At 57.5% G+C, this 26,025-nt stretch carries 21 protein-coding genes and 1 tRNA gene; 17 read left to right on the top strand and 5 right to left on the bottom strand.

Translation table 11 applies throughout. The features are described from left to right. The first annotated feature begins 317 nt into the window (after positions 1-317). The 4 genes from G5380_RS01745 (at position 318) to asd (ending at position 4,932) form a co-directional block, all read left to right on the top strand. Positions 318-482 carry a DUF2256 domain-containing protein gene (locus G5380_RS01745; RefSeq protein ID WP_111899978.1) on the top strand — a complete coding sequence of 55 codons (165 nt, stop codon included), beginning with the start codon at positions 318-320 and terminating at the stop codon, positions 480-482. After that, positions 482-2,002 (top strand): cryptochrome/photolyase family protein, encoded by a 1,521-nt coding sequence (locus G5380_RS01740; protein WP_421208459.1) that lies wholly within the window; start codon positions 482-484, stop codon positions 2,000-2,002. Before G5380_RS01745 ends, G5380_RS01740 begins: the two co-directional genes overlap by 1 nt. Positions 2,003-2,159: 157 nt before the next feature. Continuing rightward, positions 2,160-3,467, top strand: coding sequence for a D-amino acid dehydrogenase (locus G5380_RS01735; RefSeq protein ID WP_324255549.1), 1,308 nt, complete (start codon positions 2,160-2,162; stop codon positions 3,465-3,467). A gap of 352 nt (positions 3,468-3,819) precedes the next feature. After that, on the top strand, positions 3,820-4,932 hold the full coding sequence (asd, locus tag G5380_RS01730; RefSeq protein ID WP_236367308.1) for an aspartate-semialdehyde dehydrogenase: 1,113 nt from the start codon (positions 3,820-3,822) through the stop codon (positions 4,930-4,932). Between the two features lie 113 nt (positions 4,933-5,045). Here the strand turns inward: asd and fdhD are convergent, their stop codons facing one another. From fdhD to G5380_RS01705, 5 genes are all read right to left on the bottom strand, one after another. Next, positions 5,046-5,906 carry a formate dehydrogenase accessory sulfurtransferase FdhD gene (gene fdhD, locus G5380_RS01725; protein WP_234916018.1) on the bottom strand — a complete coding sequence of 287 codons (861 nt, stop codon included), beginning with the start codon at positions 5,904-5,906 and terminating at the stop codon, positions 5,046-5,048. Then, positions 5,903-8,035, bottom strand: a complete 2,133-nt coding sequence (locus tag G5380_RS01720; protein WP_421326335.1) for a sigma 54-interacting transcriptional regulator — start codon at positions 8,033-8,035, stop codon at positions 5,903-5,905. The genes fdhD and G5380_RS01720 overlap by 4 nt, the downstream gene beginning before the upstream one ends. A gap of 416 nt (positions 8,036-8,451) precedes the next feature. Then, positions 8,452-8,850 (bottom strand): hypothetical protein, encoded by a 399-nt coding sequence (locus G5380_RS01715; RefSeq protein WP_064337654.1) that lies wholly within the window; start codon positions 8,848-8,850, stop codon positions 8,452-8,454. Positions 8,851-8,946: 96 nt separating this feature from the next. Continuing rightward, a complete protein-coding gene (fdhF, locus tag G5380_RS01710) occupies positions 8,947-11,091 on the bottom strand; it encodes a formate dehydrogenase subunit alpha (protein ID WP_421352277.1) in 2,145 nt (714 codons plus the stop codon). A 46-nt stretch (positions 11,092-11,137) separates the two neighbouring features. Then, a complete protein-coding gene (locus G5380_RS01705) occupies positions 11,138-11,737 on the bottom strand; it encodes a 4Fe-4S dicluster domain-containing protein (protein WP_100653847.1) in 600 nt (199 codons plus the stop codon). 15 nt (positions 11,738-11,752) lie between these two features. Here G5380_RS01705 and G5380_RS01700 point away from each other — a divergent pair, with 15 nt between their 5' ends. From G5380_RS01700 to G5380_RS01640, 13 genes are all read left to right on the top strand, one after another. Further along, on the top strand, positions 11,753-12,214 hold the full coding sequence (locus G5380_RS01700) for a hypothetical protein (RefSeq protein ID WP_421352276.1): 462 nt from the start codon (positions 11,753-11,755) through the stop codon (positions 12,212-12,214). A 280-nt stretch (positions 12,215-12,494) separates the two neighbouring features. Then, positions 12,495-14,177, top strand: a complete 1,683-nt coding sequence (locus tag G5380_RS01695) for an AAA family ATPase (RefSeq protein ID WP_421352275.1) — start codon at positions 12,495-12,497, stop codon at positions 14,175-14,177. Next, positions 14,167-15,078 carry an HNH endonuclease gene (locus tag G5380_RS01690; protein WP_421352274.1) on the top strand — a complete coding sequence of 304 codons (912 nt, stop codon included), beginning with the start codon at positions 14,167-14,169 and terminating at the stop codon, positions 15,076-15,078. The genes G5380_RS01695 and G5380_RS01690 overlap by 11 nt, the downstream gene beginning before the upstream one ends. A gap of 512 nt (positions 15,079-15,590) precedes the next feature. Next, positions 15,591-17,459 carry a low affinity potassium transporter Kup gene (gene kup / locus G5380_RS01685; RefSeq protein ID WP_368192362.1) on the top strand — a complete coding sequence of 623 codons (1,869 nt, stop codon included), beginning with the start codon at positions 15,591-15,593 and terminating at the stop codon, positions 17,457-17,459. A gap of 559 nt (positions 17,460-18,018) precedes the next feature. Then, positions 18,019-18,684 carry a 4Fe-4S dicluster domain-containing protein gene (locus G5380_RS01680; protein ID WP_005351526.1) on the top strand — a complete coding sequence of 222 codons (666 nt, stop codon included), beginning with the start codon at positions 18,019-18,021 and terminating at the stop codon, positions 18,682-18,684. After that, positions 18,684-20,555 (top strand): hydrogenase 4 subunit B, encoded by a 1,872-nt coding sequence (gene hyfB / locus G5380_RS01675; RefSeq protein ID WP_421352273.1) that lies wholly within the window; start codon positions 18,684-18,686, stop codon positions 20,553-20,555. The genes G5380_RS01680 and hyfB overlap by 1 nt, the downstream gene beginning before the upstream one ends. A 1-nt stretch (position 20,556) precedes the next feature. Next, on the top strand, positions 20,557-21,510 hold the full coding sequence (locus tag G5380_RS01670) for a respiratory chain complex I subunit 1 family protein (RefSeq protein ID WP_047435264.1): 954 nt from the start codon (positions 20,557-20,559) through the stop codon (positions 21,508-21,510). A gap of 80 nt (positions 21,511-21,590) precedes the next feature. Then, entirely contained in the window at positions 21,591-23,309 is a 1,719-nt protein-coding gene (locus tag G5380_RS01665) for an NADH-quinone oxidoreductase subunit C (RefSeq protein WP_043850918.1), read from the top strand. A gap of 9 nt (positions 23,310-23,318) precedes the next feature. Next, positions 23,319-23,876, top strand: coding sequence for a formate hydrogenlyase complex iron-sulfur subunit (locus tag G5380_RS01660; protein ID WP_005345227.1), 558 nt, complete (start codon positions 23,319-23,321; stop codon positions 23,874-23,876). Continuing rightward, positions 23,876-24,691 (top strand): NADH-quinone oxidoreductase subunit B family protein, encoded by an 816-nt coding sequence (locus tag G5380_RS01655; RefSeq protein WP_421352272.1) that lies wholly within the window; start codon positions 23,876-23,878, stop codon positions 24,689-24,691. Before G5380_RS01660 ends, G5380_RS01655 begins: the two co-directional genes overlap by 1 nt. After that, the gene (locus G5380_RS01650; protein ID WP_158109995.1) at positions 24,684-25,097 is read left to right on the top strand and encodes a formate hydrogenlyase maturation HycH family protein; all 414 of its coding nucleotides are present in this window, start codon (positions 24,684-24,686) and stop codon (positions 25,095-25,097) included. The genes G5380_RS01655 and G5380_RS01650 overlap by 8 nt, the downstream gene beginning before the upstream one ends. Then, entirely contained in the window at positions 25,097-25,588 is a 492-nt protein-coding gene (gene hycI / locus G5380_RS01645; RefSeq protein ID WP_421352271.1) for a hydrogenase maturation peptidase HycI, read from the top strand. The genes G5380_RS01650 and hycI overlap by 1 nt, the downstream gene beginning before the upstream one ends. Positions 25,589-25,801: 213 nt before the next feature. Beyond that, positions 25,802-25,893: transfer RNA gene (locus G5380_RS01640), tRNA-Sec, on the top strand. Positions 25,894-26,025 lie beyond the last annotated feature (132 nt).

Genomic DNA, 26,025 nt, shown 5'->3' with positions numbered 1-26,025 from the left:
CCCGGGTATACCAGTGGGCGAGCAGGCAAGCTGCCCGGGGCGTAGCTGTCATGATTGGCATCACTCCCCTCCATATCGGTTGTAGACAGTCGATGGCCAACAAGATCCGTTGATGGATGCTGCCAACGGGCAGCCTCGCCACGTTAACGGCTGGTTAATTTGCAAACAAGGAGTGCACCGACGGGCTGTGCGCCCGCTCACAAAGTGCACATCTGCGCGGCAAACTGGCAGTGAGGTTGATCCGTCCACGCCCCCGGTTCGTTATTCTCCCTACCCACACGCCACATCCCCCATCAGCCAAGGCCGGAAGCCATCTCATGCATCGCAAACCCCATCTGCCCGAGAAGATCTGCCCCGTCTGCCAACGCCCCTTCAGCTGGCGGCGCAAGTGGGCGCGCAGTTGGGAGGCAGTTCGCTACTGCAGCGAGCGCTGTCGCCACGCTCGTCACTGCAGCTGCCAACATAACGGGGAGCCAGTGTGATGGAGCTGCGCCTGATTCTCGGCGATCAGCTGAACGCCGCTCACAGCTGGTTTCGCACGCCAGATCCAGCGGTCTGCTACCTGATGGCGGAGCTGCGCCAAGAGACCGACTACTGCCGCCACCACCGTCAGAAGGTGCTGGCCTTCTTTGCCGCCATGCGCGCCTTCGCGGCGGCCCTTGGCAAGGCGGGCCACCGAGTCTGTTACCTGACTCTTGATGAGAGTGCCCGCTGGCCCGACTTGCCCGGCTTGCTGGAGGCTCAGCTCGAAGCACATCAGGCCGACAGCTTCGCCTGGCAGAGCCCGGATGAGTGGCGCCTCGCCAGCCAGTTGAAAAGCTGGGCGACGGGCCTTGCCATCCCTGCTACCGAGGTGGAGAGCGAACATTTTCTCACTCCCCGCGATGGCTGGCAGCGCTATCCCCATAGCCGGATGGAGTTCTTCTACCGCGCCCTGCGAAAGCAATACCAAGTGCTGCTCGATGAGTGCGGCCAACCCCTTGGCGGGCGCTGGAATTTTGATGACGAGAATCGCGCCAAGCTGCCGGCGAGCCAGCCCATCCCGGCGCCCCTCACCTTTGCCAACGAGGTGAGCGAAATTGACGCCATGCTGACCCGCCACGGGGTCAGCACCATCGGTAAGGCGGATGTCAGCAAGCTGCCGTGGCCTATCACAAGACGCCAGAGTCGCGAGCTGCTGGCCCATTTTCTGGCCCACTGCCTGCCCCACTTTGGCCGCTATCAGGATGCCCTGAGCGAGCGGGGCTGGAGCCTGTTTCACAGCCGCCTGTCGTTTTCCCTCAACAGCAAGATGCTTCATCCGCTTGAGGTGATCCGGGCCGCCGAAGCCCACTGGCAGGCCAATCAGGGCACCATCACGTTGGCGCAGGTGGAGGGGTTTATCCGCCAGATCCTCGGCTGGCGCGAGTTTGTCCGCGCCCTCTACTGGGAAAAGATGCCCGACTACAAGCAGACCAATTTTCTCGAGGCCAACCGGCCGCTGCCCGGTTTCTTCTGGAGCGGCGAAACCAGGATGGCCTGCGTGCGTCACGCCATTCGCCAGTCTCTTGAGCACGGTTACGCCCACCATATCCAGCGGCTGATGGTGACCGGTAACTTTGCCCTGCTGGCGGGGATCGATCCTGACGAGGTGGATCAGTGGTATCTCGGTATCTATGTGGATGCCATCGAGTGGGTGGAGCTGCCCAACACCCGCGGCATGAGCCAGTTTGCCGATGGCGGCCTGATGGGCAGCAAGCCCTACTCCAGTAGCGGCGCCTATCTCGAGCGGATGGGCCACTACTGCAAGGGGTGCCACTATCAGGTGAAAGCCCGCCACGGCGATGGGAGCTGCCCCTTCAACAGCCTCTACTGGCACTTTCTCTGGCGCAATCGGGACAAACTTGGCGGCAATCCCCGCCTCGCCCTCCCCTATGCCAACTGGGATGGCCAAGCCGCAGCGCAGCAGCAGGCCATTCTGGCCACTGCGGAGCACTACCTGATCAAGCTGGAGCAGTTGTAAGCGGGCCATGTCCCCTGGCACATTCACACTGACAACAGCGCAGCGATTTACGCTGGCAATCAGGCTCACCATCGCACCAAACACCAGCTTGTGACAGGCAAGCAGACGGAGATCCCAATCCTGCGCAGAGCGGTTGAATATCCTGTGGCGGCTGATTATGGTGGTGGCCACATCAGGAGATCAGTCAAGGAAAGACGATATGGAGATAGTGGTTCTCGGTGGCGGCGTGATAGGGGTAACCAGCGCCTGGTATCTGGCCAAAGCGGGTCACAAGGTGACCCTGCTGGAGCGACAAGGTGGCGTCGCCCTTGAAACCAGCCATGCCAACGCCGGGCAGATATCCCCGGGTTATGCGGCCCCCTGGGCGGCCCCCGGCATTCCCCTCAAGGCCGCCAAGTGGATGCTGCAAAAGCATGCCCCCTTCACTGTGCGCCCCACTGCCGACCCCTTCCAGCTACGCTGGATGCTCAGAATGCTCGCCAACTGCACCCCGACCGCCTATGCCACCAACAAGGGGCGCATGGTGCGTCTGGCCGAATACAGCCGCGACTGCATGAAGCTGCTGCGTGATGAGCTGAACATCGATTACGAAGGGCGCCAGCTCGGCACCCTGCAGCTGTTTCGCAGCCAATCCCAGCTCGATGCCAGTCAGCGCGATATCGAGGTGCTGGAGGAGTATGGCGTCCCCTACCAGTCGCTCGATGCCAGCGGCTGCGAAGCGGCAGAGCCTGCGCTGGCACGGGTGCGCGGAAAAATCGTCGGCGGCTTGCGTCTGCCCGGCGACGAGACCGGCGACTGCTTCCGCTTCACCAAGGCCCTTGCCCTTGAAGCCGAGAAGCTCGGGGTCAAGTTTGTCTTCAACTGCGATATCGACGAGATTGAGCAAGCACGCGGCCGCGCCGTGGCGGTGCGGGCGGGCGAGCAGCGCTATCGCGCCGATGCCATCGTCTGCGCGCTCGGCAGTTATGCCACCGGTTTTCTACGGCCGCTGCTGCGCCCGCTCGGGCTGGAGCTGCCGGTCTATCCGGTCAAGGGCTACTCCCTCACCCTGCCGATGATCAACGCCGAGGCCGCACCGCGCAGCACCGTGCTCGACGAGACCTACAAGGTGGCCATCACCCGTTTTGACGAGCGGATCCGGGTCGGCGGCATGGCGGAGCTGTCGGGCTACAACCTCGCCCTTAATCCCAGACGCCACGACACATTGGCGATGGTGGTGGGCGATCTCTTCCCCGAAGGGGGCGATATCAGCAAAGCTGAATTCTGGACCGGTCTGCGCCCCATGACACCGGACGGTACCCCGCTGGTGGGGCCAAGCCCCATTCCCGGTCTCTGGCTCAATACCGGCCACGGCACCCTGGGCTGGACCATGGCGGCCGGTTCGGGTCAGCTTCTGTGCGATCTCATCAGCGGCAGCGAGCCCGCCATCAGTGATGAGGGGCTCACTCTGGCTCGTTACGGCTAAGCACCTAAGCTGTCGGGCTGTTTCACTCGCCAACTACGCCCAGCAGAGGACGTTCTCAACCGCTTTATTGACAGGCCACCGCCATAAACGGTGGCCTTTTCGTCTGATGTTGACCTTCTCCCTCCCCGCCTACCTGAGCGGTGCTCTGGCTGCCGGTTAATGCAGCAAACGGCACAGAATATTGCGCAATTCGACTTGCGCAAGCCGCCACAATCCGTAATGTGGATAGACGCATTTTTCGCAGCGCATATTTTTTAAATGGCCTGTAAACCGCTTGTAAACAGGCGCCGCCAGACAAGGGGTTACGGGTGTCACCACGAGTTTCTTTAGCAGCAATCCAGGGTAGGACAATATGAAAAAAGTAGGTTTGGTCGGTTGGCGTGGCATGGTGGGATCGGTTCTGATGAGCCGGATGCAGGAAGAGCAGGATTTCGCCCATATTCAACCCACATTCTTCACCACCTCCCAGGCCGGTGAGGCCGCGCCCAACTTCGGCGTCGATGCCGGTACTCTGCAGGACGCCTTCGATATCGAGGCGCTGGCCAAGCAGGATATCATCATCACAGCCCAAGGCGGCGACTACACCAAGGATGTTTATCCGCGCCTGAAAGCCGCCGGCTGGCTGGGTTACTGGATTGACGCCGCCTCCTCCCTGCGGATGGAGAAAGATGCCGTCATCATTCTGGATCCGGTCAACGGCGACGTCATCGAGCAGGCCCTGAACGATGGCATCAAGACCTTCGTCGGCGGCAACTGCACCGTCAGCCTGATGCTGCTGGCCCTCGGCGGCCTGTTCAAGGCCGATCTGGTGGAGTGGGTAAGCGTAGCCACCTATCAGGCCGCCTCCGGTGGCGGTGCCCGTCATATGCGCGAGCTGGTCACCCAGATGGGGATGCTGCGCGACGAAGTGGCGGTCGAGCTGGCGGATCCCGCCTCCGCCATCCTCGACATCGAGCGCAAGATCACCGAGAAGACCCGCTCCGGCACCCTGCCGGTCGACAACTTCGGCGTGCCGCTGGCCGGTGGCCTTATCCCCTGGATCGACACCAAGCTCGACAACGGCCAGAGCCGCGAAGAGTGGAAGGGTCAGGCCGAGACCAACAAGATTTTGGGTATCGAGAATGCCGTCATTCCGGTGGATGGTCTGTGCGTGCGGATCGGCGCCCTGCGCTGCCACAGCCAGGCGTTCACCATCAAGCTGAAAAAGGATGTGCCGCTGGCGGAGATCGAAGCGCTGCTGGCTGCCCACAACGACTGGGTGAAAGTGATCCCCAACGATCGCGACATCACCGCCCGCGAGCTGACTCCGGCGGCCGTCACCGGTACCCTCAGCATTCCAGTTGGTCGTCTGCGCAAGCTCAATATGGGCCCGGAGTATCTGGCCGCTTTTACCGTGGGTGACCAGCTGCTGTGGGGCGCCGCCGAGCCGCTGCGCCGCATGCTGCGTATCCTGCTGGCGCGCTAATCCGCTACAGCAGCAGAGACAACAAGGGCGGGGAGTCACACTCCCCGCCCTTTTTCATTGCCTGTTTTCGTGACCCGTTTAGCGGGTTTGCAGCCTTGCGCTCACGCTTGCCGTTACTTGAGCAGGATTCGCTGGCACCCGCTGTAGATCTCGGCCCGCCCGAGGCGGCAAAAGCCCACCAGGGTGAGCCCCGTCTGCTCGGCCCGCTCGACCGCAAGCTCGGTGGCGGCGGAGATGGCGAGCAAGATCTCGACCCCGGCGCTGGCGCACTTTTGTACCATCTCGAAACTGGCGCGGCTGGTCACCAGAATGGCGCCGTCACGGCGACCCGTGCGGCACAGATGGCCCACCAGCTTGTCCAGCGCAATATGGCGCCCCACATCCTCGCGGATGGAGAGAATGTTGCCTTCCCCGTCCAGATGCACCGCCGCATGGGTGGCGCCGGTGCGCTGGCCCAGCAGCTGGAGCGGGCGCAGCGCGCTCAATACCTTATCGATATGGCCCACCGCCAGACGCTGACTATCGGGCAAGCTTGGTTGGGTGCGGATCACCTGCTCCAGACTCTCGCTGCCACAGATGCCGCAACCGGTGCGCCCCGCGAGCGTGCGCCGCTTCTCTTTAAGGCGATGGACGCAGCGATTGGCCAACGTGATATGCAGCTCAATCCCCTGACAGCCATCAATCTGCTCGATGTCGTGGATATCGAGCAGGCTGTCGATGATCCCCTCGGATAGCGAAAACCCGATGGCGAAATCCTCCAGATCGGAGGCCGAACACATCATCACGCTGTGAGCGATGCCGTTGTAGACCAGCGCCACCGGCGTCTCGGAGGGGAGCGCCATTTCGCTGTCGCAGGTCAGTGCATCGGCGCGGTAGTGCACCACCTCGCGATGGATGGCGCAGCGGGCCAGCTCGTTCTGTTCGCTCTGCTCGCTAAGCTCGCCCCGCGCCTCAAGCTCAAGTGCCTCTCTCATGGTGCAACCCCGTCAATGATCTCGGGATCTCGGGCTGAAATACCGAGCCGCTTCATTTTCGAAAGCAAGGTGGTGCGCTTCATACCGAGGCGGTTGGCCGCCCCCCGCTCGCCAGCGACGATGCCGTTGCAGTCGCGCAGAGCGGCGATGATCGCCTCGCGCTCATCAATCGGCCCCTCCTCGGCAAAGAGCGGCGTGGCGGGCTCGTCATAGACCAGGGTCTCAATCTTGTGATAACCCTTGAGGGGCATCAGCTCATCAGGCGAAAGGTTGAGCACATGGCCACGGGTCATCACCACGGCGCGCTCGATAACGTTCTCCAGCTCGCGGATATTGCCGTACCAGGGCAGCGACACCAGCATTTTCATGGCATCGGCGGGGATAGAGGTGATGGTGCGGCGCATCCGCTTGGCGATCTTCTTGATAAAGAAATTGACCAAGAGCGGAATATCCTCGCGGCGCTCGCGCAGCGGCGGCAGCTCGATGGGAAAGACGTTGAGGCGGTAGTAGAGATCGCTTCTGAAACGCTTGTTCTTGACCATGGAGAGCAGATCGCAGTTGGTGGCGGCCACCAGCCGCACATCCACCGCTATTGGGTTGCTGTTGCCCACCCGCTCCAGCTCGTGCTCCTGCAATACCCGCAAGAGTTTGGGCTGCAAGTCCAGCGGCATATCCCCCACTTCATCGAGGAACAGGGTGCCCCTGTGGGCCCGCTCGAAGCGGCCGATGCGCTGGGTCAGGGCGCCGGTAAAGGCCCCCTTCTCGTGGCCAAACAGATCACTCTCGATAAGGCCGGTGGGAATGGCGGCGCAGTTCACCTTCACCATCTCGTGGTCGTGGCGGGCACTCAGGGCGTGAATGGCCTGGGCGATCAGCTCCTTGCCGGTGCCGGTCTCGCCGAGGATCAGCACGGTACTGTCGCTCTCGGCCACCAGCCGCACCTTCTCCAGCACGCTCTCCATCACCGCGCTCTGGTAGATGATGTGGGGGAACTCCCCCTGCATCTGCGGCTCGTTGATGCGAATGGTCTTCTCTTTTGCGCCGTTGGTGTTGGAGATCTCCTGCTGCGCCTGCACGTTGTTCATGGCAATGGCCGTGCGTGCCGCCACCTGCTCCAGCAGGGAGATATCGATATCGGCAAAGAAGTCGGCGTTGGGGTGCGAGAGGATCAACACCCCCAGCAGGTTGCCCCGATAGCGCAGCGGCAAAATGCAGGAGCTGTCGGCCTCGGGCGGCAGGATCTGGGAGGTAAAGCGGCAGCGATTGCTGCAGCCGTGGCCATGTTCACGATAGACAAAAAACGGCTCGCTGTGGCCAAGGGCCCCCTGCAGGCACTTCTTTTCGAAACAGGAGTGATCGATGATACCCGGCTGCTCGCTCTGGTGCTGATTGACCAGATAGCTCTTGAAGCTGTCGGAGGTGGCGTTGTATTCGGCCAGACACAAGCTGCTGATGCCGAAGTGGTGGTGCAGGATGGCAAACAGGCTCTTGGGCAGCTCGGCAATGCGCACCAGCTTGATCACTGCGTTGGTCACATCCACCAGAATTTTGCAGCTGTCGCGCTCAAGACGCAGGGAGTTGGCCTGCTCCAGGGTGCGCTCCTTGTCGAGCACGTTCTCCAGCGCAATCGCGATAATGGCCGCCAGCTGGGTCAGCTTGGCGAGCGTCTCCATGGTGAAGCTGTCGAGCTGGGTGTTGATAAACTCGACCCCGCCCAAGTGGCTGCGGGCGGTGGTGATGGGGAGCTGGCAGTAGGAGCGCAGCCCCCCGTAGACCCCTTCGCGATCCAGCGCCGGGCAGCGATTCTCAAAGCGGGCGGCAGCGAGAATGATGGCCTGTTCCGGGGTCTCTTTGGTAGGACGGGGGGAGAAGTGCAGCTCTGCCTTGGGGCAGACCAGATGCTTTGGGCCGGAATGTCCCATGAAATAGAAGATGGCCTCCTCGTCCGCACCCATGTTGAGGATCAGGTTGACCCGGGTCACGCCGCCGAAGCTGGCATCTATCTTGTTGAGTTTGTGGATAAAATCATCGAGCGTCACGGCCGACAGGAGGGATTTGGAGAGCAGGAGGAAACCGTCGTCCCAGATGGGAGAGATCTCGTCCAGGGGGATGGCACTCACATTTAGCATTGCGGCCTCACGTTATATCGATTTAGTCACCAGTCAGGCTGTCCATGCCATCGCATCACGACAAGCACCCGTCACCAAAATAAATAGCCGCAGCCCGTAAAAACGGCTGCCAATAAGAAAAGCGGTGACGAAAATTGTCGCATGTTGCAATTCCAGAGTTGTTATTAACGAACGACAACAAAAAGTAACATCGTTATCGGGAGATATATTGGAATGGCGACTCATCATAGATGAGCTCAAATTTCATTACAATCCGATTTAATATATCTGATGGCCATATTTAACCGGTTATTTCATCAGTTCTTGATCTCAATTAAGGCGCCTGAAAAGTGGGCCGCCGTCAACTGTCAGATCTGCCTCTCCTCTTCGCTGGCTGCGGGTTTCGAGATGGCGTTTGCTGCCCATCCATCGGCAATTTACGAGGTGATGATCCGGCTGTGGCAGCACTTCAGGCCACCGAAGATAAAGAGGGCCGACAGGCTCTGGAAGGCCATCAGCAGCCAGCTGGCGTTGTCGGCGAGCTCGGCGGTGACGCTCTGGTGCGTGAGGTAGATCAGCAGAGTGATCACCCCCAACAGCAGGCCGTTGATCAAGGTGGTGGAGATAAACCCGATCAGCCAGGCACTGGAAATACTCAAAGCAGAAAATACGCTGCTCATGGCGAGCCGTGCCGCCATAAAACAGCCGAAAAAACCGAAGCCGAGCAGAAATATCATCTCGTCGCGCCAAATATAGCAACCTATTCCCAGCAATATCGCCGCCAGATAGGTGCCAATATAGAAAAGTCCGAATAAGCGACCAATTTCATGTTGCATCATTTACTCCCCTTTTTTTGGGTAATAAAAGGGTGCCCGACTCGATAAATCCGAGTCGGGTTCCCTTATTTGTGCAGAACCTCGTTTTTAGGGCGATCAGCCCTTGGCTGCGCTGCGCAATTTCGCCTTGAGCGCGCTGTATTCAGTCTGGACGTACACTTCCGCCTCAGGCTGATTGTCGATGCGCTCGATCTTCACCGCGCAATACTTGTACTCTGGCGTGTGGGAGACGGGATCGACGTGCTCGATGGTGAGCTCGTTGCAGGCCCCGATCCACCACTGGTAGGTCATGTAGACCACCCCGGCGTTGACCCGGTCGTTGTAGTTGGCCCGGGTGATCACCTTGCCACGGCGCGACGAGATCCAGACCAGCGCCTGATCCTTCACCCCAAGCTTTTTGGCATCGCTCGGGTGGATCTGCACATAGCCCGGCTCATCGGCCAGGGTCTGCAGCGCCGAACAGTTGCCGGTCATGGAGCGGCAGGAGTAGTGACCCACCTCGCGCACGGTGGAGAGCACCAGTGGGTACTCGGCACAGGGCTGCTCCAGCGGCGGCCGCCACTCGGAGGCAATCAGCTGACCCTTGCCGCTCGGGGTAGTGAACACGTTCCCCTCGAACAGAGTGCTGGTGCCCGGGTGATCCTCGGTCGGACAGGGCCACTGCACACTCTTGAGATCGGCCATCTTGTCGTAGCTGACCCCGGCGTAGAGCGGGCAGAGCGCACGCATCTCGTCCCAGATCTGTTCGGTGTTGTGGTACTCCATGGGATAACCCATGGCGGTCGCCATCAACGAGAAGATGGCCCAGTCCGGCTTCACGTTCTCAGGGGGCGTCACCGCCTTGTAGAAGCGCTGGAAGCCGCGATCCGCCGAGCTGTAGACCCCTTCATGCTCGCCCCAACTGGTGGCGGGCAGAATGACGTCGGCCATCTCGGCAGTCTGGGTCATGAAGATATCCTGCACGATCACCAGCTCCATCCCCGCCAGAGTGCGGCGGAACTGACCCAAGTCAGCCTCGGTCTGGGCCGGGTCTTCACCGAAGATGTAGAAGGCCTTGCACTTGCCCTCCTCCACCTTGTGGCCAAGCTCGGTCAAGCGGTAGCCGGGCTTTTGGGAGAGCGACTCCACGCCCCACGCCTTGGCGAACTTGGCGCTGATGGCGGGATCGGCCACCGACTGATAACCCGGGAACTGGTGCGGCAGCATCCCCATGTCACAGGTGCCCTGCACGTTGTTCTGACCACGTACCGGCCCGCAACCGGTACCGCGACGACCGAAGTTGCCGGTCAGCAGCGCCAGACCCGCCAGCCCCTTGACCACGTCCACCGCCTGACCGTACTGGGTCACCCCCATGCCCCACAGGATCATGGACGCAGGCGACTCGGCATAGGTGCGAATAGCGGCGCGGATATCGGCGGCCTTGAGGCCGGTGATCCCCTCCACATATTCCGGGGTGTACTTGGCCACCGTCGCCTTGAAGGTCTCGAACCCTTCGGTGTAGTTGGCGACAAAGGCCTTGTTGTAGAGCCCTTCATTGATCAACACGTTGGCGAAGGCGTTAACCAGCGCCATGTTGGAACCGTTTTTGAGCGGCAGCCACTGATCGGCGATACGGGCGGTCTCCACCATGCGGGGATCACACACAATCACCTTGGCCCCGCTTGCCTTCGCCTTGAGGATATGGCGGGCGACGATGGGGTGAGAGTCAGCAGCGTTGTAACCAAATACCAGCAGGCACTTGGTCTCTTGAATTTCGGGAATGGCGTTGCTCATGGCGCCGTTGCCTACAGTTGTCTCCAGACCGGAGACTGAGGGTGCGTGTCACACCCTCGCGCAGTGATCGACGTTGTTCGTCCCAATCACCGCACGGGCAAATTTCTGCATCACATAGTTGGCTTCATTGCCGGGGCCACGGGCAGAGCCGGTGGTCATGATGGCGTCCGGGCCATATTTCGCCTTGATGGCGGAGAGACGGCTGCTGGCGAACTCGATCGCCTCATCCCAGGAGACCGCCTCGAACTTGCCACCGCGTTCGCGGCGGATCATCGGGCTCTTGAGACGGGGGGTCAGCAGGTTGGTGTCGTTCAGGAAATCCCAACCGTAATAGCCCTTGAGGCAGAGCTGCCCCTCGTTGGTCCGGCCGTTGGCGCCTTCGGCCCCCACCACCTTGTCGTTTTCAACCAGCAGGTTGATTTTGCAACCGGTGCCGCAATAGGGGCACACGGTAATGACTTTTTTCATGACTCACACTCTTGTTTGTTAACGAAAAACGGCTCGGCAAGCCCGCTCACACCCGCGCCGGCATCGCCAGCAGTGCCTCGGCACTGGCCAGCTGCTTCTGCCGGTTCAGGTTTTCAAGATGCTCCGGCGTGACCAGCCGCAGCGCCTGGGTCGGACACACCTCGACACAGGCCGGGCCCGCCTCGCGGTGACGGCAGAGATCGCACTTGAGCGCCTGCGCCTTGGTCTGCGGACGCTTGAAGAGCGAATCGGCAGTCGGGGGCACCTCTTTGAGCACCACCGCCATGGCGCCGTAAGGACAGGCCACCACGCAGGACTTGCAGCCGATGCAGCGCTCCTGCAACACCTTGACGCAGCCATCTTCGCTGACGATGGCATTGTTCGGGCAGGCCATGGCGCACGGCTTGTCTTCACACTGGCGGCAGAGTACCGGCGTGGTCACCTTGCTGCCCACGATCACCTTCAGGCGCGGCTGAAAGTAGCTGTCCCTGGAGACCAGATGTCCATCCTCGATGGCAAGATGCAGGCCGCCCTCCCGCTCAAGGGTCCCGCTGCAAGACCCTGACTGGTGTGAAACGGCGCAAGCCACCTCACAGGTACGACACCCAATACAGAGACTGGGATCTGCAATCACGAAGCTGTTCATAGAGAGGGATCCTAAATGGTTCGTTACACCGGGCCGCCCGCCGACAGGCAAAAAGGCGGCCAGCCCCCACAAAGCATTTATCAGACCAAAACAGGCCAATGGCGCGATAAAAATTTACAAGCAACTGAAAATAAAGAAGTAATCAGAAAAATTTTCGTGCTGAATGCAACCCCTGACGAGGGTGACGACGGGGTGGGAACTGTGATCGACACGACAAAAGTGACGAGCTCGACACCGGCTGACCAACCCCTGCCCCAGCCGCATAAGGAGCAGTTCGAAGGAGTTTGCAACCAGGATCGGCCGCCCCAAAGCGGGCAAGCGGAGGAACGTCACCCGGAGAGAAAAGTCATACCAAGAGCCCAAAATGGACAGTGCAACACGCAAAGCCGCTTTGGGCGATGGCAAGTTGTTTGGTTTTGCTACCGAGTTGGCAAGTCATCACCAAGTCAAACCAAACAAAAATTAGCCACTTATTGACTGATTTGTTGAGCCAGAGCCGGTTTTAGGCCCCTGCCCCTTTAGTTTTTTATTGCTCCTGTTAGTATGTGTCACTTGGCAACTAGTTATATTAAAGATGTCTCAATAAAAGAGGTAAAATAGCCAACGCGATTGCAGAAAATCTGGAGTCTCGTTGAATGACGAGACCAGTAGATATCAACTTGTAGGAGATATTTTTATCTATGTTCATCAATTAAGTGAACATGAATTTAAATATCTATCAGTTAAATCACGATAACTAAACCGAAATTATATAAAAATGAAAGTATTATACACTCCGAATATAAAATGGAATCAAAGCCCACCTGTTAATTTTGGTAGAGAAACAGTCTTATCATTAAGTGGTAATAATTGGGATGATTATGATTACAAAACAACTCTAAATGCAAAGTTAATTTTTGATGGAAAAGTACTAGACTTTCACTTCAACTTGAAAATATTAATTAGAAATTCAACATATACAGCTGAAACCTTAAATGAACTTTGTTCATCAGGTTGGAATGGGCATTTTCCCATCCCTAAACTTGATTATATATCCATACCATCAGATATTGATTTTTACAAAAGCCTGATTGCAAAAATAGGCCCCCAAAAGACAGAAGAAATATTAGAAATCTTACATGATGCAAGCATATTATCTCACTCAGAAAAACATCCTTCTTATTCATTAACTAACGATGATGGCTTCAAAGTTTCTCTATTAAGAGAAAGCGGTTCACATAAAGCATACTTAGATGGATGGAAAGTCCTTAAAGGAGAGTTATCTGAGGTTAAAAATTTCACTTTGTTCATGCAGAGTCGTACTGGTGAAAAAAAAGAGATTCCATTTCAATTCGAATCATCACTACTTCCCTATGATATAAATGTGCTAATTGGGCCAAATGGAATAGGAAAATCACATAGTTTAAAAACTATAGTTTCTGGTTGGTTGCAATCTGATGATAAAAAAGCTGAATTATTTTTTGATAGAAGACCAAATATTGGCAGGCTAATTTTAATTTCATATAGCCCTTTTGAAGAGTTTGATTTAACTCTAAAAAACTCCAATCTTCTTGACAAAGCAGCATACAGATACTTTGGTTTTAGGCATAGAACGGGTACTGAAGAGGATGGAAGTGCAAAAATAGGGATTAACCGCAATCTACCGGCTTTCGACTCAAGTAATTCCCTGATAACATCAATTTATGATGATCAAAAAACTTCATTCATAATTGATAAAGTTAAAAAACTTGAAGCTGCAGAAAGAGCATTGAAGCCAGCTCTTGGTTATGACTATCTAGCATTGGAAGTATTGCCTGAATCAGTGACAACATCGCTTAAAAACAAAATAATTGAAATTAAAGAAAAAAACTATCTAAAAATAGATGAAGATATTCCGTTGCTAATTGACAAATCCAATCTGGTTAATTTATGTAAATTAACGGAAGGGGTCAAGTTTATCTCAAATGGAGAGATTATCTCTTTAAGTTCTGGTCAACGGTTATTCACATATATTGTGATAAATGTCCTTGGTTCTATAAGAGAAAATAGTCTAGTTGTAATTGATGAACCTGAGTTATTTCTGCATCCGACACTAGAAATCGAATTTATATCTCTTCTTAAAGAGATTCTAAAGCCATTCCGCTCAAAAGCAATTTTAGCAACACATTCATTGGCCGTTGTAAGAGAGGTCCCTTCAAAATGCGTTCATATATTTAAAGAAGTAGACGGAATTTTAGATATTATTCCACCTCCCTTTGAAACTTTTGGTGCCAGTGTCCAAAGGATATCTTCATATGTGTTCGGAGATAGTTCTTTAACAAAACCTTTTGATGATTGGTTAAGTCGTCTAGTAAAGGATGAACCGGACGTTGATACTCTTATTTCTTTACTCGGCGATGAGATCAATGAGCAGTTGATAATGAAAATTTCAAAATTGGGACGGTTACATAATGGTAACTAAACTTTCACCTCCAACATATGATACAACAGACACAATAAATCAAGTTGTGGCTGACAGAGTTTGGTATCGAGACTTCTTTGACTTGATTAAAGAAAATTGGTTGTTGCATATAAATAGATATGTAGAGAACAGTGGTAACCCAGAAGTTATTGCCCCACTTGATATTTCGCCCTACATCACACAAGAGCGAATTATCGCAGAGGAAAACAAAAACCCTGAAGGTAATGCGCTACAGGCGTTGATTAAAAAAAGAACTGCCTCTCTAAAAGGGCTTTACGAGCCAGTAGAAGGAACTGAATTACATTCATATCTAAAGAATATGAGAGATAATCACGGTCTTTTATTTTGTCCGGCATGTGGAGAGCCAGGAAAGCCAACAACCCTTGATCATTACTTACCACAGTCAAAATATCCAGAATTATCCATCGTGTTTGAAAACTTAACACCGATGTGCGACAAATGCCAAAGATTAAAGGATAACAACATTTTAAATACTGAGGGGCAGAAATTATTTATCCACCCATATTATGACCAGATTGAAACTATTCGTATCATGCTAGAAATTCTTCCGCCTTATAATCACCCTGAGAGGTTTTTAGCAAGAGTGCCTGACGATATAGGCTCCCCACTTAGAGAGATATGTGAAAGACATATTAAAGAAATAGACTTCGTAAATAGATTTGAAAACTACTGCATATCTGAGTATTCTGATTTACTTGAAATTATTTCAGAGGAACGAGATGAACCTGAAGGAGATAGTGTCAGAAAAATAGTAAGACGTTTTTTACGGAAGGCTGAAATTAAATCACCAAACCATTGGGAAGCTATTTTTTATAGAGGGGTTTTAGAAAATAATGACCTTATAACCTTCTTGGAAACAGAGGAGCTATTTAATGATTAACGATCCCTATACATTACAGCTCTTTTAATTTGAAATTAGCGGTGCAATTCACTTCGTTCATTGCACCCTACATTTTTTCCTTCCAAATAAAGACTCTATTGCAACCCAACGCCCTCTCCTTTGCCATCCTGCCAGCATTTAATTAGTGATTACTTTATCGTCTATTTATTATCCATTTTGGTAAAAGAGAGTAGCCAAACCACTTCGCTAGATAAAACAAACAGTTGCCCGATTCCCCGCCATATATTTCAATCGCCGGATAATTAATTTCCTTACTCAAATTGAACTTTTGATTATTTATAACTAAGCATAGTCCCGCAGAGTGTGTGTCATTATAAGCTTAATGAAAGATGAACAGACTGTGTTCCATGACAAGCAGATCACTATTCCGTTAGCGCCCTTTCCCATCGCAATCCATTAATTTTCTCCCGATTAAATATCACGACTCTCCTGGTAGGTCGGGCAGCTGTGCGTTGGCAAACGTGTAAACATCAAACTGACAAGATGAACTCATGAACTGTGATAAACAACAAGCCATGTCCGGCGTCATGCTGGCGGCGATTGGCGTAGTCTATGGCGATATCGGCACCAGCCCGCTCTATACCTTGCGCGAGTGCCTGTCAGGTCAATTCGGGTTCGGCGTCGAGCCGGCCTCCATTCTCGGCTTTCTCTCGCTGATCTTCTGGCTGCTGATCCTGGTGGTGTCGGTCAAGTACCTCTCCTTTGTGATGCGGGCCGACAACGCCGGCGAGGGTGGCATTCTAACCCTGATGTCGCTGGCGACCCGCAACGCCTCCACCCGCTGGACGCCGCTGCTGATCATCCTCGGCCTGATTGGCGGCAGCTTCTTCTATGGTGAGGTGGTGATCACCCCGGCGATGTCGGTGATGTCGGCCATCGAGGGTCTGAGCATTCTCACCCCCGCCCTCGACCCCTATATCGTCACTCTCTCGGTGCTGGTGCTGACCCTGCTGTTTGCCATCCAGAAACATGGCACCGCCATGGTGGGCAAGCTGTTTGCCCCCATCATGCTGATCTGGTTTATGACGCTGGCGGTGCTGGGGCTGCGCGGCATCATCCACAACCCCGAGGTGCTGGGTGCGCTCAACCCCGTTTGGGCGGTGCGCTTCTTTATCCAGTACCAGACCACCTCCTTCTTTGCCCTCGGCGCCGTGGTGCTGGCCATCACCGGGGTGGAGGCGCTCTACGCGGATATGGGCCACTTCGGCAAAAATCCCATTCGCCTCGCCTGGTTTATCGTGGTGCTGCCCTCTCTGGTGCTCAACTACTTCGGTCAGGGAGCGCTGCTGCTGAGTAACCCCGCCGCCATTGCCAACCCCTTCTTCCTGCTCGCGCCGAAATGGGCGCTGGTGCCGCTGCTGCTGCTGGCAACCATGGCGACGGTGATCGCCTCGCAGGCGGTGATCTCCGGGGTCTTTTCGCTGACCCGGCAGGCGGTGCGCCTCGGTTATCTCTCCCCCATCCGCATCGTTCATACCTCCGAGCAGGAGTCCGGCCAGATCTATATTCCGGTCATCAACTGGATGCTCTATATCTCGGTGGTGATCGTCATCATGAGCTTCGAGCACTCCAGCAATCTGGCGGCGGCCTACGGCATCGCGGTGACCGGCACCATGGTGCTTACCTCGATCCTCTCCTGCTCGGTGGCCAAGAACAGCTGGCACTGGAACAAGTATCTGGTGGCCATCCTGTTTGCCGCACTGCTCTGTATCGACGTGCCGCTGTTTGCCGCCAACCTCGCCAAGATCTTCTCCGGCGGCTGGCTGCCGCTCACCTTGGGCGCGGTGATGTTCACCGTGATGACCAGCTGGAAGAGCGAGCGTTTCCAGCTTATTCGTCGCCTGAACGAGCACGGCAACTCCCTTGAGCCGATGATCGCCTCGCTGGAAAAATCCCCGCCGACCCGGGTGGCCGGCACTGCGGTTTATATGTCGCGGGTGGTCAATGTGATCCCCCATGCGCTGCTCCATAACCTCAAGCACAACAAGGTGCTGCACGAGCGGATCATCCTGCTCACCCTGCGGGTGGAGGAGGTGCCCTACGTCCACAATGTGCGCCGGGTCTGCATCGAGCAGCTCTCCCCCACCTTCTGGCGGGTAGTGGCAAGCTACGGCTGGCGCGAGACCCCGAACGTGGAGGAGATCTTCCACCGCTGCAACGCCGAGGGGCTGAGCTGCCGGATGATGGAGACCTCGTTCTTTATGGCCCACGAGTCGCTCATCATGAAAGACCGCCCCTGGTATCTCTATCTGCGCGGCAAGCTCTTTATGCTGCTGCAGCGCAACGCCCTGCGGGCCCCGGATCAGTTCGAGATCCCGCCCAACCGGGTTATCGAGCTGGGCTCGCAGGTGGATATCTGATATCGGGTTGATGGCCTATTGATGGCATAGAAAACCTCAGCAAATAGAGAGGGAGGCATTGGCCTCCTTCTTCATTTTCGTTAACCCTAATTACCGCCCCCTCATCCCCGGCCCTTCTCCCGCAAGGGGAGAAGGGGGCAAAACACGGCAAATCGAACCAGCTCATTTCCCCTCACACAACAGCCGTAGGGTGCAACAAGCGCAGCGCCGTGCACCGCGACCATATGGCTGACTTTCCCCCTCATCCCCAACCCTTCTCCCGCAAGGGAAGAAGGGAGCAAACCACGGCGACCATATGTTGCCAACGGTGCAATTCACTGCGTTCATTGCACCCTGCTTATGCTGCGTTTTCCAAGGTGACGAACCCTCCCGGCGGCTTCGTCACAAGTGACGAACGTCACAGTTCGACAGCCACACCGGCCCTTTCATTCAACCGCATGAAGATTTTTATTTATTTAAAAACAGCCACTTAAAACCAATTTTGCGGCAAAAATCAATCTGGCCCGTATCTTGCCAACCTGCCCCTACTTTCTCCGTTCGCGACACGACAAGGTAGGCTATGAACCGCTTCGTTATCGCTGACCCCAAGCTTTGTATCGGCTGTGGCACCTGTATGGCGGCCTGCAGCGAGGTACACAAGGCGCAAGGTTTGCAGCAAGCCCCCCGTTTAACCGTTATGCGACACGAGCAGGCGACCATGCCGGTTCAGTGCCGTCACTGTGACGATGCCCCCTGCATTAAGGTGTGCCCGGTCGAGGCAATTCGCCAGACCGGCGATTGCGTGCAACTCAACGAGTCACTCTGCATCGGCTGCAATCTCTGCGCCGTGGCCTGCCCCTTTGGCGCCATTCAGAGCGGTGGCAGCCGTCCGGTGGCCGTGGCCACCAGTTACGACACCTATATCCCCTGCTCCATCCGCTCCAGCAACCCCTCCACTTCCGCCGGCCTGCGCTGCTTTGGCGAGGATCTGCTGAGCTGGGAGCCGGGGGTGCGCAGCATCGCGGTCAAGTGTGACCTGTGCGAGTTTCGCGCCGACGGCCCGGCCTGTGTCGGAGCCTGCCCCTCCCAGGCGCTGAAGCTGGTCAATGACGGCGACACCGAACGCGCCGCACGTATCCGTCGCCAGCAAGCGGCCGATACCAACCCGCAAGGGGCCTCTGCCTTTTCGGCACCCGCCACGGCGCTCCCTGCATCCGATTTATCCACCACAGAGGGAGTTCGCTGATGTTGTCCCCCCTTGTTATGGCCACGCTCCTGCTCTTTTTGCTGGGCGCTGCCGCCGGTTTGCTGCTGCAAAAACTGCCCGCACTGGCCAACCGCCTCAATAGCGGCTTTGCCCTGCTGGGCTCGCTCGCGGGTGTGGTCGCCGCCATCCAGATCTTTGCCCAGGGCGCCCCCGTCGACGGCCAGCTCTGGCTGCTGGGCTCGGTGCATCTGGATATGCTCTCCGCGCTGATGCTGCTGGTGATTAGCACCGTCGGCGTTGCCGTCGCCCTCTACTCCTTTGCCTATATCCGCGAATATCAGGGCAAGGGGGATGTGGCCATCGGCGTGCTGATGAACCTCTTCCTCTTTGCCATGGTGGGCATGGTACTGGCCGACAACGCGCTCGGTTTCTTGCTCTGCTACGAGCTGGTGACCCTCACCACCTACTGGCTGGTCAAGACCAACCCCGAGGCCACCAAACAGAGCCGACTTTACTTGGTGATGAACCATATCGGCATGGCGCTGGTGCTGATCGCCTTCTGGCTGCTCTGCCGCGAATCTGGCTCGCTGGAGTTCGCTGCGCTGCGCGAGCACCATCTGGCGGGCGCATTGGCTTCTCTGGTGTTCCTGCTCAGCTTCTGCGGTTTTGGCCTGCGCGCCGGTTTCGTGCCGCTGCACGGTTGGCTGCCGGTGGCCGAGCCCGTTGCGCCGTCCCATATCTCGGCGCTGATGTCCGGTGTGATGGTGAAGCTGGGTCTCTTTGGCATCTTGCGGGTCAGTATCGATTTTCTCGGCGCCAGCCAGCTCTGGTGGGGCTATGTGGTGCTGATCTTCGGTGCCTGTTCGGCAGTGCTCGGGGTGCTGTTTGCGCTGGCCGAGCATGACCTCAAGCGGCTGCTCGCCTACCACACGGTGGAGAACATCGGCATCATCCTGATGGGGATGGGCATCGGCATGATCGGCATCGCCAACCAGCAGCCGGCGCTGGTGGTGCTGGGGCTGCTCGGCGCCCTCTATCACCTGCTCAACCACGCCATCTTCAAGAGCCTGCTCTTTATGGGCACCGGCTCCGTGATGTTCCGCCTGCACACCCGCGACATGGACAAGATGGGGGGGCTGGCCAAGCTGATGCCCTGGACTGCGCTGACGTTCCTGATCGGTTCCATGGCCATCTCGGCGCTGCCGCCGCTCAACGGCTTTGTCAGCGAGTGGTTTATCTATCAATCCCTGCTCTCCATGACCAAACTCGGCACCTCTGTCGTTGCGCCGCTCGCGGTAGTGATGCTGGCGGTGACCGGCGCCATGGCGGTGATGTGTTTCGTCAAGGTGTACGGCATCTGCTTCTGCGGCGCCCCGCGCAGCGAGAAAGCGAGCCACGCCCGCGAAGTGCCGGGCGCCATGGTGGCAGGCACCCTGCTGCTGGCCGCCGTCTGTCTGGTGCTGGGTCTGGGCGCCCCCTGGATTGCCCCCCATATCGCCAGCTATGGCCAAGCATTGGTAAACGGCCAACTGAACGTGGCCACTGGCGCCACCCTGCTGCCACTCGATAGCAGCCAGGCGATCCTCTCCCCACCCGTTATCGCCATCACCTTGCTGGGGCTGTTCCTCATTCCGCTGCTGGTACTGGCCATCTTCAAGGGGCCCAAGCTGGGTCGTCGTCACGCTGGCACCCCGTGGGCCTGTGGTTACGCCTATGAGGAGCGCATGAGCCTCACCTCTGGCGGTGTCACCCACACCTTGCGCCAACTCTGCACGCCGCTCTATCGCAAGCAGCCGCAGCTCGATCTGGCCAGCGCCCTGCACGGGGTGAGCGATACCAGCGGGACAACCGGCTGGCTGCTGCACGGCGTTGTGCTGGCGCTCTTTATCCTGATGGCTGTAGGAGTCTGATATGCCTGTTCTTGAAATGCCGAGCTGGGGCATGGTTGCCCTCGCCCTGACCCAGGCCATCGCCATGCTGGCGCTGGCGCCGCTCGCCACCGGTTTCAACCGGGTGCTGCGGGCCAAGATGCACTCCCGTCAGGGGCCGGGCCTGCTGCAGGATTACCGGGATATCGCCAAGCTCCTGCGCCGTCAGGAGGTGACCCCCGAGCCTGCCGGCATCATCTTCAACCTGATGCCTGCGCTGCTCATCGCCGCCCTCTTGCTGGTGGGGATGGCGCTGCCGACCCTGACTCATGAGTCCCCCTTCCCCATCGCCGGGGATCTCATCACCGACATCTATCTGTTCGCCATCTTCCGCTTCTTCTTCTCCCTCTCCGGGCTCGACAGCGGCAGCATGTTTGCCGGGATCGGCGCCCGCCGCGAACTGACCCTCGGCATTCTGGTGGAGCCCATTCTGGTGCTCGCCTGCTTCATCATGGCGATGATGGTGGGCAGCTCGGATCTGGGCAATATCAGCAACTATGTGGCGACCCAGCCACTGGCCGCGCCGGTTGCCACCCTGCTGGCCGGTGCCGCCTGCGCCTTCGCGGTGTTTGTCGAGATGGGCAAGCTGCCCTTTGACTGCGCCGAAGCCGAGCAGGAGCTGCAGGAGGGGCCGCTCACCGAGTATTCCGGTGCGGGCCTGGCCCTGCTCAAGCTCTCCATCGGCCTCAAGCAGTTGGTGGTGGTGCAGCTCTTCTTGGTGATTTTCCTCCCCTTCGGCAAGGCGGCCAACTGGAGTCTGCCGGCGCTCATCGGCGCGGCGCTGATCCTCGCCTGCAAGCTGCTGGTGGCCTTTTTGCTGGCCGGCATCATCGAAAACGCCATGGCCCGCACCCAGTTCGTGCGCACCCACAAGCTCACCCGCTACGGGTTGGGGCTAGCCCTGCTGGCGCTGCTCGCCTATCTGGTCGGGATCTGAATCATGCCCGCCAGCACAGCAACTTTTTCCGATTTCATCATTTGTGAATGCTCATTCCCGAACATTAAAGTGAGAACTGCATGACCATCGCCATTTCGGATCGCATCGGCTGCGACTACATCCAGCAGGTGCGAGCACAACTGCCCCACGCCATCGTCGACGAGGAGTGGCAAACCGCCGATCAGGCCACCATTACCGTCAAGCCCACCAGTCTGGTCGAGACCGCCAGCCTGATCTTCCATCAGCTGGGGGGCTGGCTTCCGCTCTCCTTTGCCAATGACGAGCGCAGCCTCAACGGCCACTTCGCCGTCTACCACGTCTTCTCCATGGAGGGCGACACCAAGTGCTGGATCACCGTCAAGGTGCTGGTAGATGCCGATACCCAGGAGTACCCCTCCATCACCCCGACCATTCCGGCGGCGGTGTGGGGCGAGCGGGAGATCCGCGACATGTACGGCCTGCGCGCCATCGGTCTGCCAGACGAACGTCGTCTGGTGCTGCCTGACGACTGGCCGGAGGATATCCATCCCCTGCGCAAGGACGCCATGGATTATCGCCAGCGCCCGATGCCCACCACCGACACCGAGACCTACCCCTTCGTCAACGAGCTCGGCAGTGATGCCAACCGCATCGTGCCGGTCGGTCCGCTGCACATCACCTCCGACGAACCGGGCCACTTTCGTCTGTTCGTCGATGGGGAAGACATCATCGATGCCGACTACCGCCTCTTCTATGTCCATCGCGGCATGGAGAAGCTGGCGGAGACCCGCATGGGCTACAACGAAGTGGCGTTTCTGACCGACCGGGTCTGCGGCATCTGCGGCTTTACCCACAGTGTCGCCTACACCACCTCGGTGGAGAACGCCATGGGTATTCCGGTGCCGGAGCGGGCCAAGATGATCCGCGCCGTGCTGCTGGAGGTGGAGCGTCTGCACAGCCATATCCTCAACATCGGCCTGTCGAGCCACTTCACCGGTTTCGACACCGGTTTCATGCAGTTCTTCCGGGTGCGGGAGAAATCCATGACCCTGGCCGAGCTGCTCACCGGCGCCCGCAAGACCTACGGCCTCAACCTGATTGGCGGGGTACGCCGCGACATCTTCAAGGAAGATCGCATCAAGGGTGCCCAGCTGGTACGGGAGCTCCGTGATGAGCTCAAACCCCTGGTGGCCATGCTGCTGGATACCGCCAACATCTCCTCCCGCCTCATCGGTATCGGCAAGCTCGACCCGCAGATTGCCCGCGATTTCAGCTGCGTCGGCCCCATGGTGCGGGCGAGCGGCTTCAAGCGTGACGTGCGCCGGGTCCACGACTTTGCCGGTTACCGCGAGCTGCCGATGGAGATCCAGACCAAGGCGGGTTGCGATGTGCAATCCCGGGTGCTGGTACGGATCCACGAGCTCTACGACTCCCTCGACATGATTGAGTTCGGCCTTGAGCACCTGCCGGAAGGGCCGCTTTTGACCGAAGGCTTCACCTACCAGCCGGGCAAGTTTGCGCTGGGCTTTACCGAGGCGCCCCGCGGCGAGAACGTCCACTGGAGCATGACCGGAGACAACCAGAAGCTGTTCCGCTGGCGCTGCCGCGCCGCCACCTACGCCAACTGGCCCGCCCTGCGCTACATGCTGCGCGGCAATACCGTGGCGGATGCGCCGCTCATCATCGGCAGTCTGGATCCCTGCTACTCCTGTACCGACCGGGTCACCCTGGTCGACCCCAGGAAGGGCAAATCCACCGTGGTCTCCTACAAGGAGATCGAGCGCTACGGCATCGATCGCAAAAACTCTCCGCTGAAATAAGGGGTCATCATGATCAAGCTGTTCAAGACCATCCTCAAGGCTGGCACCCCGACCGCCAAGTACCCCTTCGCCCCTTACGAGGTGAACCGGGATTTTCGCGGCAAACCGAAATATCAGGCGGATCAGTGCATCGCCTGCGCCGCCTGCACCAAGGCCTGCCCGGCCAATGCGCTGGTGATGGAAGTGGACATGGAGACCGGCGAACGGCGCTGGGAGATCTCCATGGCGCGCTGCATCTTCTGCGGCCGCTGCGAGGAGGTCTGCCCGACCCGCGCCATCGCCCTCTCCCCCGAGTTCGAGCTGGCGGTGACCAACAAGGCGGATCTCTATGAGGAGGCCCGCTTCGCGCTGGCCCCCTGCACCCTGTGCGGCACCTACTTTGCCCCGAGCAAGCTGGTGGCACTGGTGGAGGACACCCTCAAGCAGGCGGGCACACCACTCGCGACCCCGGAGCGGCTGCATCACTGCCCCGACTGCAAACGAAAACAGAGCATGCTGAGCCAGCCTGACTCGGCCCTGATCACACCGATAGCCACACCGATGGCCGCACAAAAGGAGTGGATGTGATGAGCAAGATCAAAGGCATAGAACCGGTTGTCGGCCATGCCCATACCCGCGCCGTGCCGCTGGCACAGGATCCCGAGATCACCAAACTCAAGAAGACCCTGCTCAAGGACATTCGCCGCTCGGCCTATGTCTACCGGGTCGATTGCGGCGGCTGCAACGCCTGCGAGATCGAGATCTTCGCCACCATCACCCCGCTGTTCGATGCCGAGCGTTTCGGCATCAAGGTGGTTGCCTCTCCCCGTCACGCCGACATCTTGCTCTTTACCGGCGCGGTGACCCGGGCGATGCGGGTACCGGCACTGCGCGCCTACGAGGCGGCGCCCGATCCCAAGATCTGCATCGCCTACGGCGCCTGCGGCTGTGACGGCGGCATCTTCCACGACCTCTACTGCGTCTGGGGCGGCACCGACAAAATCGTGCCGGTGGATGTCTATATCCCGGGCTGCCCTCCGACACCGGCGGCTACCATTTATGGCTTTGCCGTGGCGCTCGGTCTGCTGGAACAGAAACTCAAAGCCACCAGCCACGAGGTGCAACCGGGTGAGCGGGTCGAGCTGCGCCACACCGGCATCCCCAATGAAATCCGGGTGATGATCGAGCGCGAAGCGCGCCGCATGGCCGGTTATCGGCAGGGGCGGATCATCGCCGACGAGTTTATGGCCCTGCTCGAAGGGGCGACCCAGCAGGATGTGGATCTGCGCATCCAGAGCTACCTCGATCAGCACGACGATCCGCGCCTCTCGGAGATCATCAACAACCTCGCAAACGCCTGCCTCAACCGGGCGGCCGGCAAGGGAGAGGCGGTGCATGGCTAACGAGGTTTTCTTCTATCGCCTCTCGCGCAAGTTCGTCGACGAGCAGTTCGACGTGCCGGAAGAGGCCAGGGAGGTGATGTACTACAGCCTCGCCATCGGCCACCACCTCGGCATCGTCGATTGCCTGCGAGCAGACCTGGTCTGCTCGCTGACCGGTTATCGCGACTGGGTGGCCAAGCTGCCAGAGGGGAGTGAAGCGCGCCGCAAGATGGAGGGATTTCTCACCTTTGGCGAAATCACCATCTATCGCGAGCACTGCCATATGCTGGCCTGCGCCTTCGACCGACTGCGCAAAGCCGACAATCTACTCGATGAACAGGAGCTGGGCTGGACCAACACCTTTATGGATCAGCTGACCGCCCTCTTTAACGACCCCCATATGTACCTGATGGTAAGGAGCCGCTGATGGGCTGCAATCTCGTGTTGACCGTGGGCAATGCCATGATGGGGGACGACGGTGCCGGCCCCTATCTCGCCGACAAGCTGCAAGCTGCCCCCCTGCCCGGCTGGATCCATATCGACGGCGGCATCGCGCCGGAAAATGTGGTCTACAAGGTGCGGGAGCTGCAACCGGAGCGGGTGGTGCTGGTGGATGCCGCCGAGATCGGCGAGAAGGCGGGAACCCTGCAGGTGATCCCCCCCGAGACCATCGCCGAGATGTTTATCTTCTCGACCCACAATATGCCGCTCAATTTCCTGATCGACGAGCTCAAGACCTTTGTCCCCGAGGTGATCTTTGTCGGGGTACAACCGGCCATCGTGGCGTTCTCCTTCCCGATGACCGAGATGGTGAGCGAGGCGATGGATTATCTTTATCAGCATCTTGATGCCGCTAAGGATACCGACTTGTTAATAGAGAAACTGGACAGCTGGAATATTGCCAACGCCAAGCGGTGATTATTTATCGAGTTGTTAACGACCGTTATTGATCAACGATTTCGGCAATGTGATCGAGGCCCGATGTTAAATTAAAAACATCGGGCTAATTGTGCTGAACTTGATATAAAACAAGGTTCTTTTATTTTTTCAAAAAATCGCTAACCCTCGCTTTTTTATGACAAAAAAAGCGTTGCCAGTCACAGAAATTTGCCACAAAATGACGACCGTTACGGAAGTTGATGGGGTCTGGTGGCCTCCTCGGTCTTCAAAACCGATGTGAGCCGAGAAGGCTTTGGCAGGTTCGATTCCTGCCTCTTCCGCCAAATTTATCTATTGAACAAATACTCTCTCGCTGAGTTTGTCGGCCTGAACGTTATTTCCATCACTTGTTCAATATGTTTGAAGTAATACCTTAGCAAAAGGTGCTTGCCGCTTGCCAATATAATCCGAAGTCA

The sequence above is a fragment of the Aeromonas sp. 604443 genome, assembly GCF_049170315.1.
Lineage (GTDB): Bacteria > Pseudomonadota > Gammaproteobacteria > Enterobacterales > Aeromonadaceae > Aeromonas > Aeromonas veronii_A.
The sequence above is the reverse complement of the archived record's forward strand: the minus strand, read 5'-3'. Positions and strand labels throughout refer to the sequence as shown.

Excerpts from the sequence above, each read along its gene's own strand:
- G5380_RS01705 (WP_100653847.1), bottom strand. The coding sequence starts at position 11,737 with ATGAACAGCTTCGTGATTGCAGATCCCAGTCTCTGTATTGGGTGTCGT.
- G5380_RS01720 (WP_421326335.1), bottom strand. The coding sequence starts at position 8,035 with ATGCTAAATGTGAGTGCCATCCCCCTGGACGAGATCTCTCCCATCTGG.
- hycI (WP_421352271.1), top strand. The coding sequence starts at position 25,097 with ATGGGCTGCAATCTCGTGTTGACCGTGGGCAATGCCATGATGGGGGAC.
- G5380_RS01650 (WP_158109995.1), top strand. The coding sequence starts at position 24,684 with ATGGCTAACGAGGTTTTCTTCTATCGCCTCTCGCGCAAGTTCGTCGAC.
- G5380_RS01690 (WP_421352274.1), top strand. The coding sequence starts at position 14,167 with ATGGTAACTAAACTTTCACCTCCAACATATGATACAACAGACACAATA.
- hyfB (WP_421352273.1), top strand. The coding sequence starts at position 18,684 with ATGTTGTCCCCCCTTGTTATGGCCACGCTCCTGCTCTTTTTGCTGGGC.
- G5380_RS01735 (WP_324255549.1), top strand. The coding sequence starts at position 2,160 with ATGGTGGTGGCCACATCAGGAGATCAGTCAAGGAAAGACGATATGGAG.
- G5380_RS01660 (WP_005345227.1), top strand. The coding sequence starts at position 23,319 with ATGATCAAGCTGTTCAAGACCATCCTCAAGGCTGGCACCCCGACCGCC.
- G5380_RS01695 (WP_421352275.1), top strand. The coding sequence starts at position 12,495 with ATGAAAGTATTATACACTCCGAATATAAAATGGAATCAAAGCCCACCT.
- fdhD (WP_234916018.1), bottom strand. The coding sequence starts at position 5,906 with ATGAGAGAGGCACTTGAGCTTGAGGCGCGGGGCGAGCTTAGCGAGCAG.
- kup (WP_368192362.1), top strand. The coding sequence starts at position 15,591 with ATGAACTGTGATAAACAACAAGCCATGTCCGGCGTCATGCTGGCGGCG.
- G5380_RS01745 (WP_111899978.1), top strand. The coding sequence starts at position 318 with ATGCATCGCAAACCCCATCTGCCCGAGAAGATCTGCCCCGTCTGCCAA.
- asd (WP_236367308.1), top strand. The coding sequence starts at position 3,820 with ATGAAAAAAGTAGGTTTGGTCGGTTGGCGTGGCATGGTGGGATCGGTT.
- G5380_RS01700 (WP_421352276.1), top strand. The coding sequence starts at position 11,753 with ATGGTTCGTTACACCGGGCCGCCCGCCGACAGGCAAAAAGGCGGCCAG.
- G5380_RS01665 (WP_043850918.1), top strand. The coding sequence starts at position 21,591 with ATGACCATCGCCATTTCGGATCGCATCGGCTGCGACTACATCCAGCAG.
- G5380_RS01680 (WP_005351526.1), top strand. The coding sequence starts at position 18,019 with ATGAACCGCTTCGTTATCGCTGACCCCAAGCTTTGTATCGGCTGTGGC.
- G5380_RS01670 (WP_047435264.1), top strand. The coding sequence starts at position 20,557 with ATGCCTGTTCTTGAAATGCCGAGCTGGGGCATGGTTGCCCTCGCCCTG.
- G5380_RS01655 (WP_421352272.1), top strand. The coding sequence starts at position 23,876 with ATGAGCAAGATCAAAGGCATAGAACCGGTTGTCGGCCATGCCCATACC.
- G5380_RS01715 (WP_064337654.1), bottom strand. The coding sequence starts at position 8,850 with ATGCAACATGAAATTGGTCGCTTATTCGGACTTTTCTATATTGGCACC.
- G5380_RS01740 (WP_421208459.1), top strand. The coding sequence starts at position 482 with ATGGAGCTGCGCCTGATTCTCGGCGATCAGCTGAACGCCGCTCACAGC.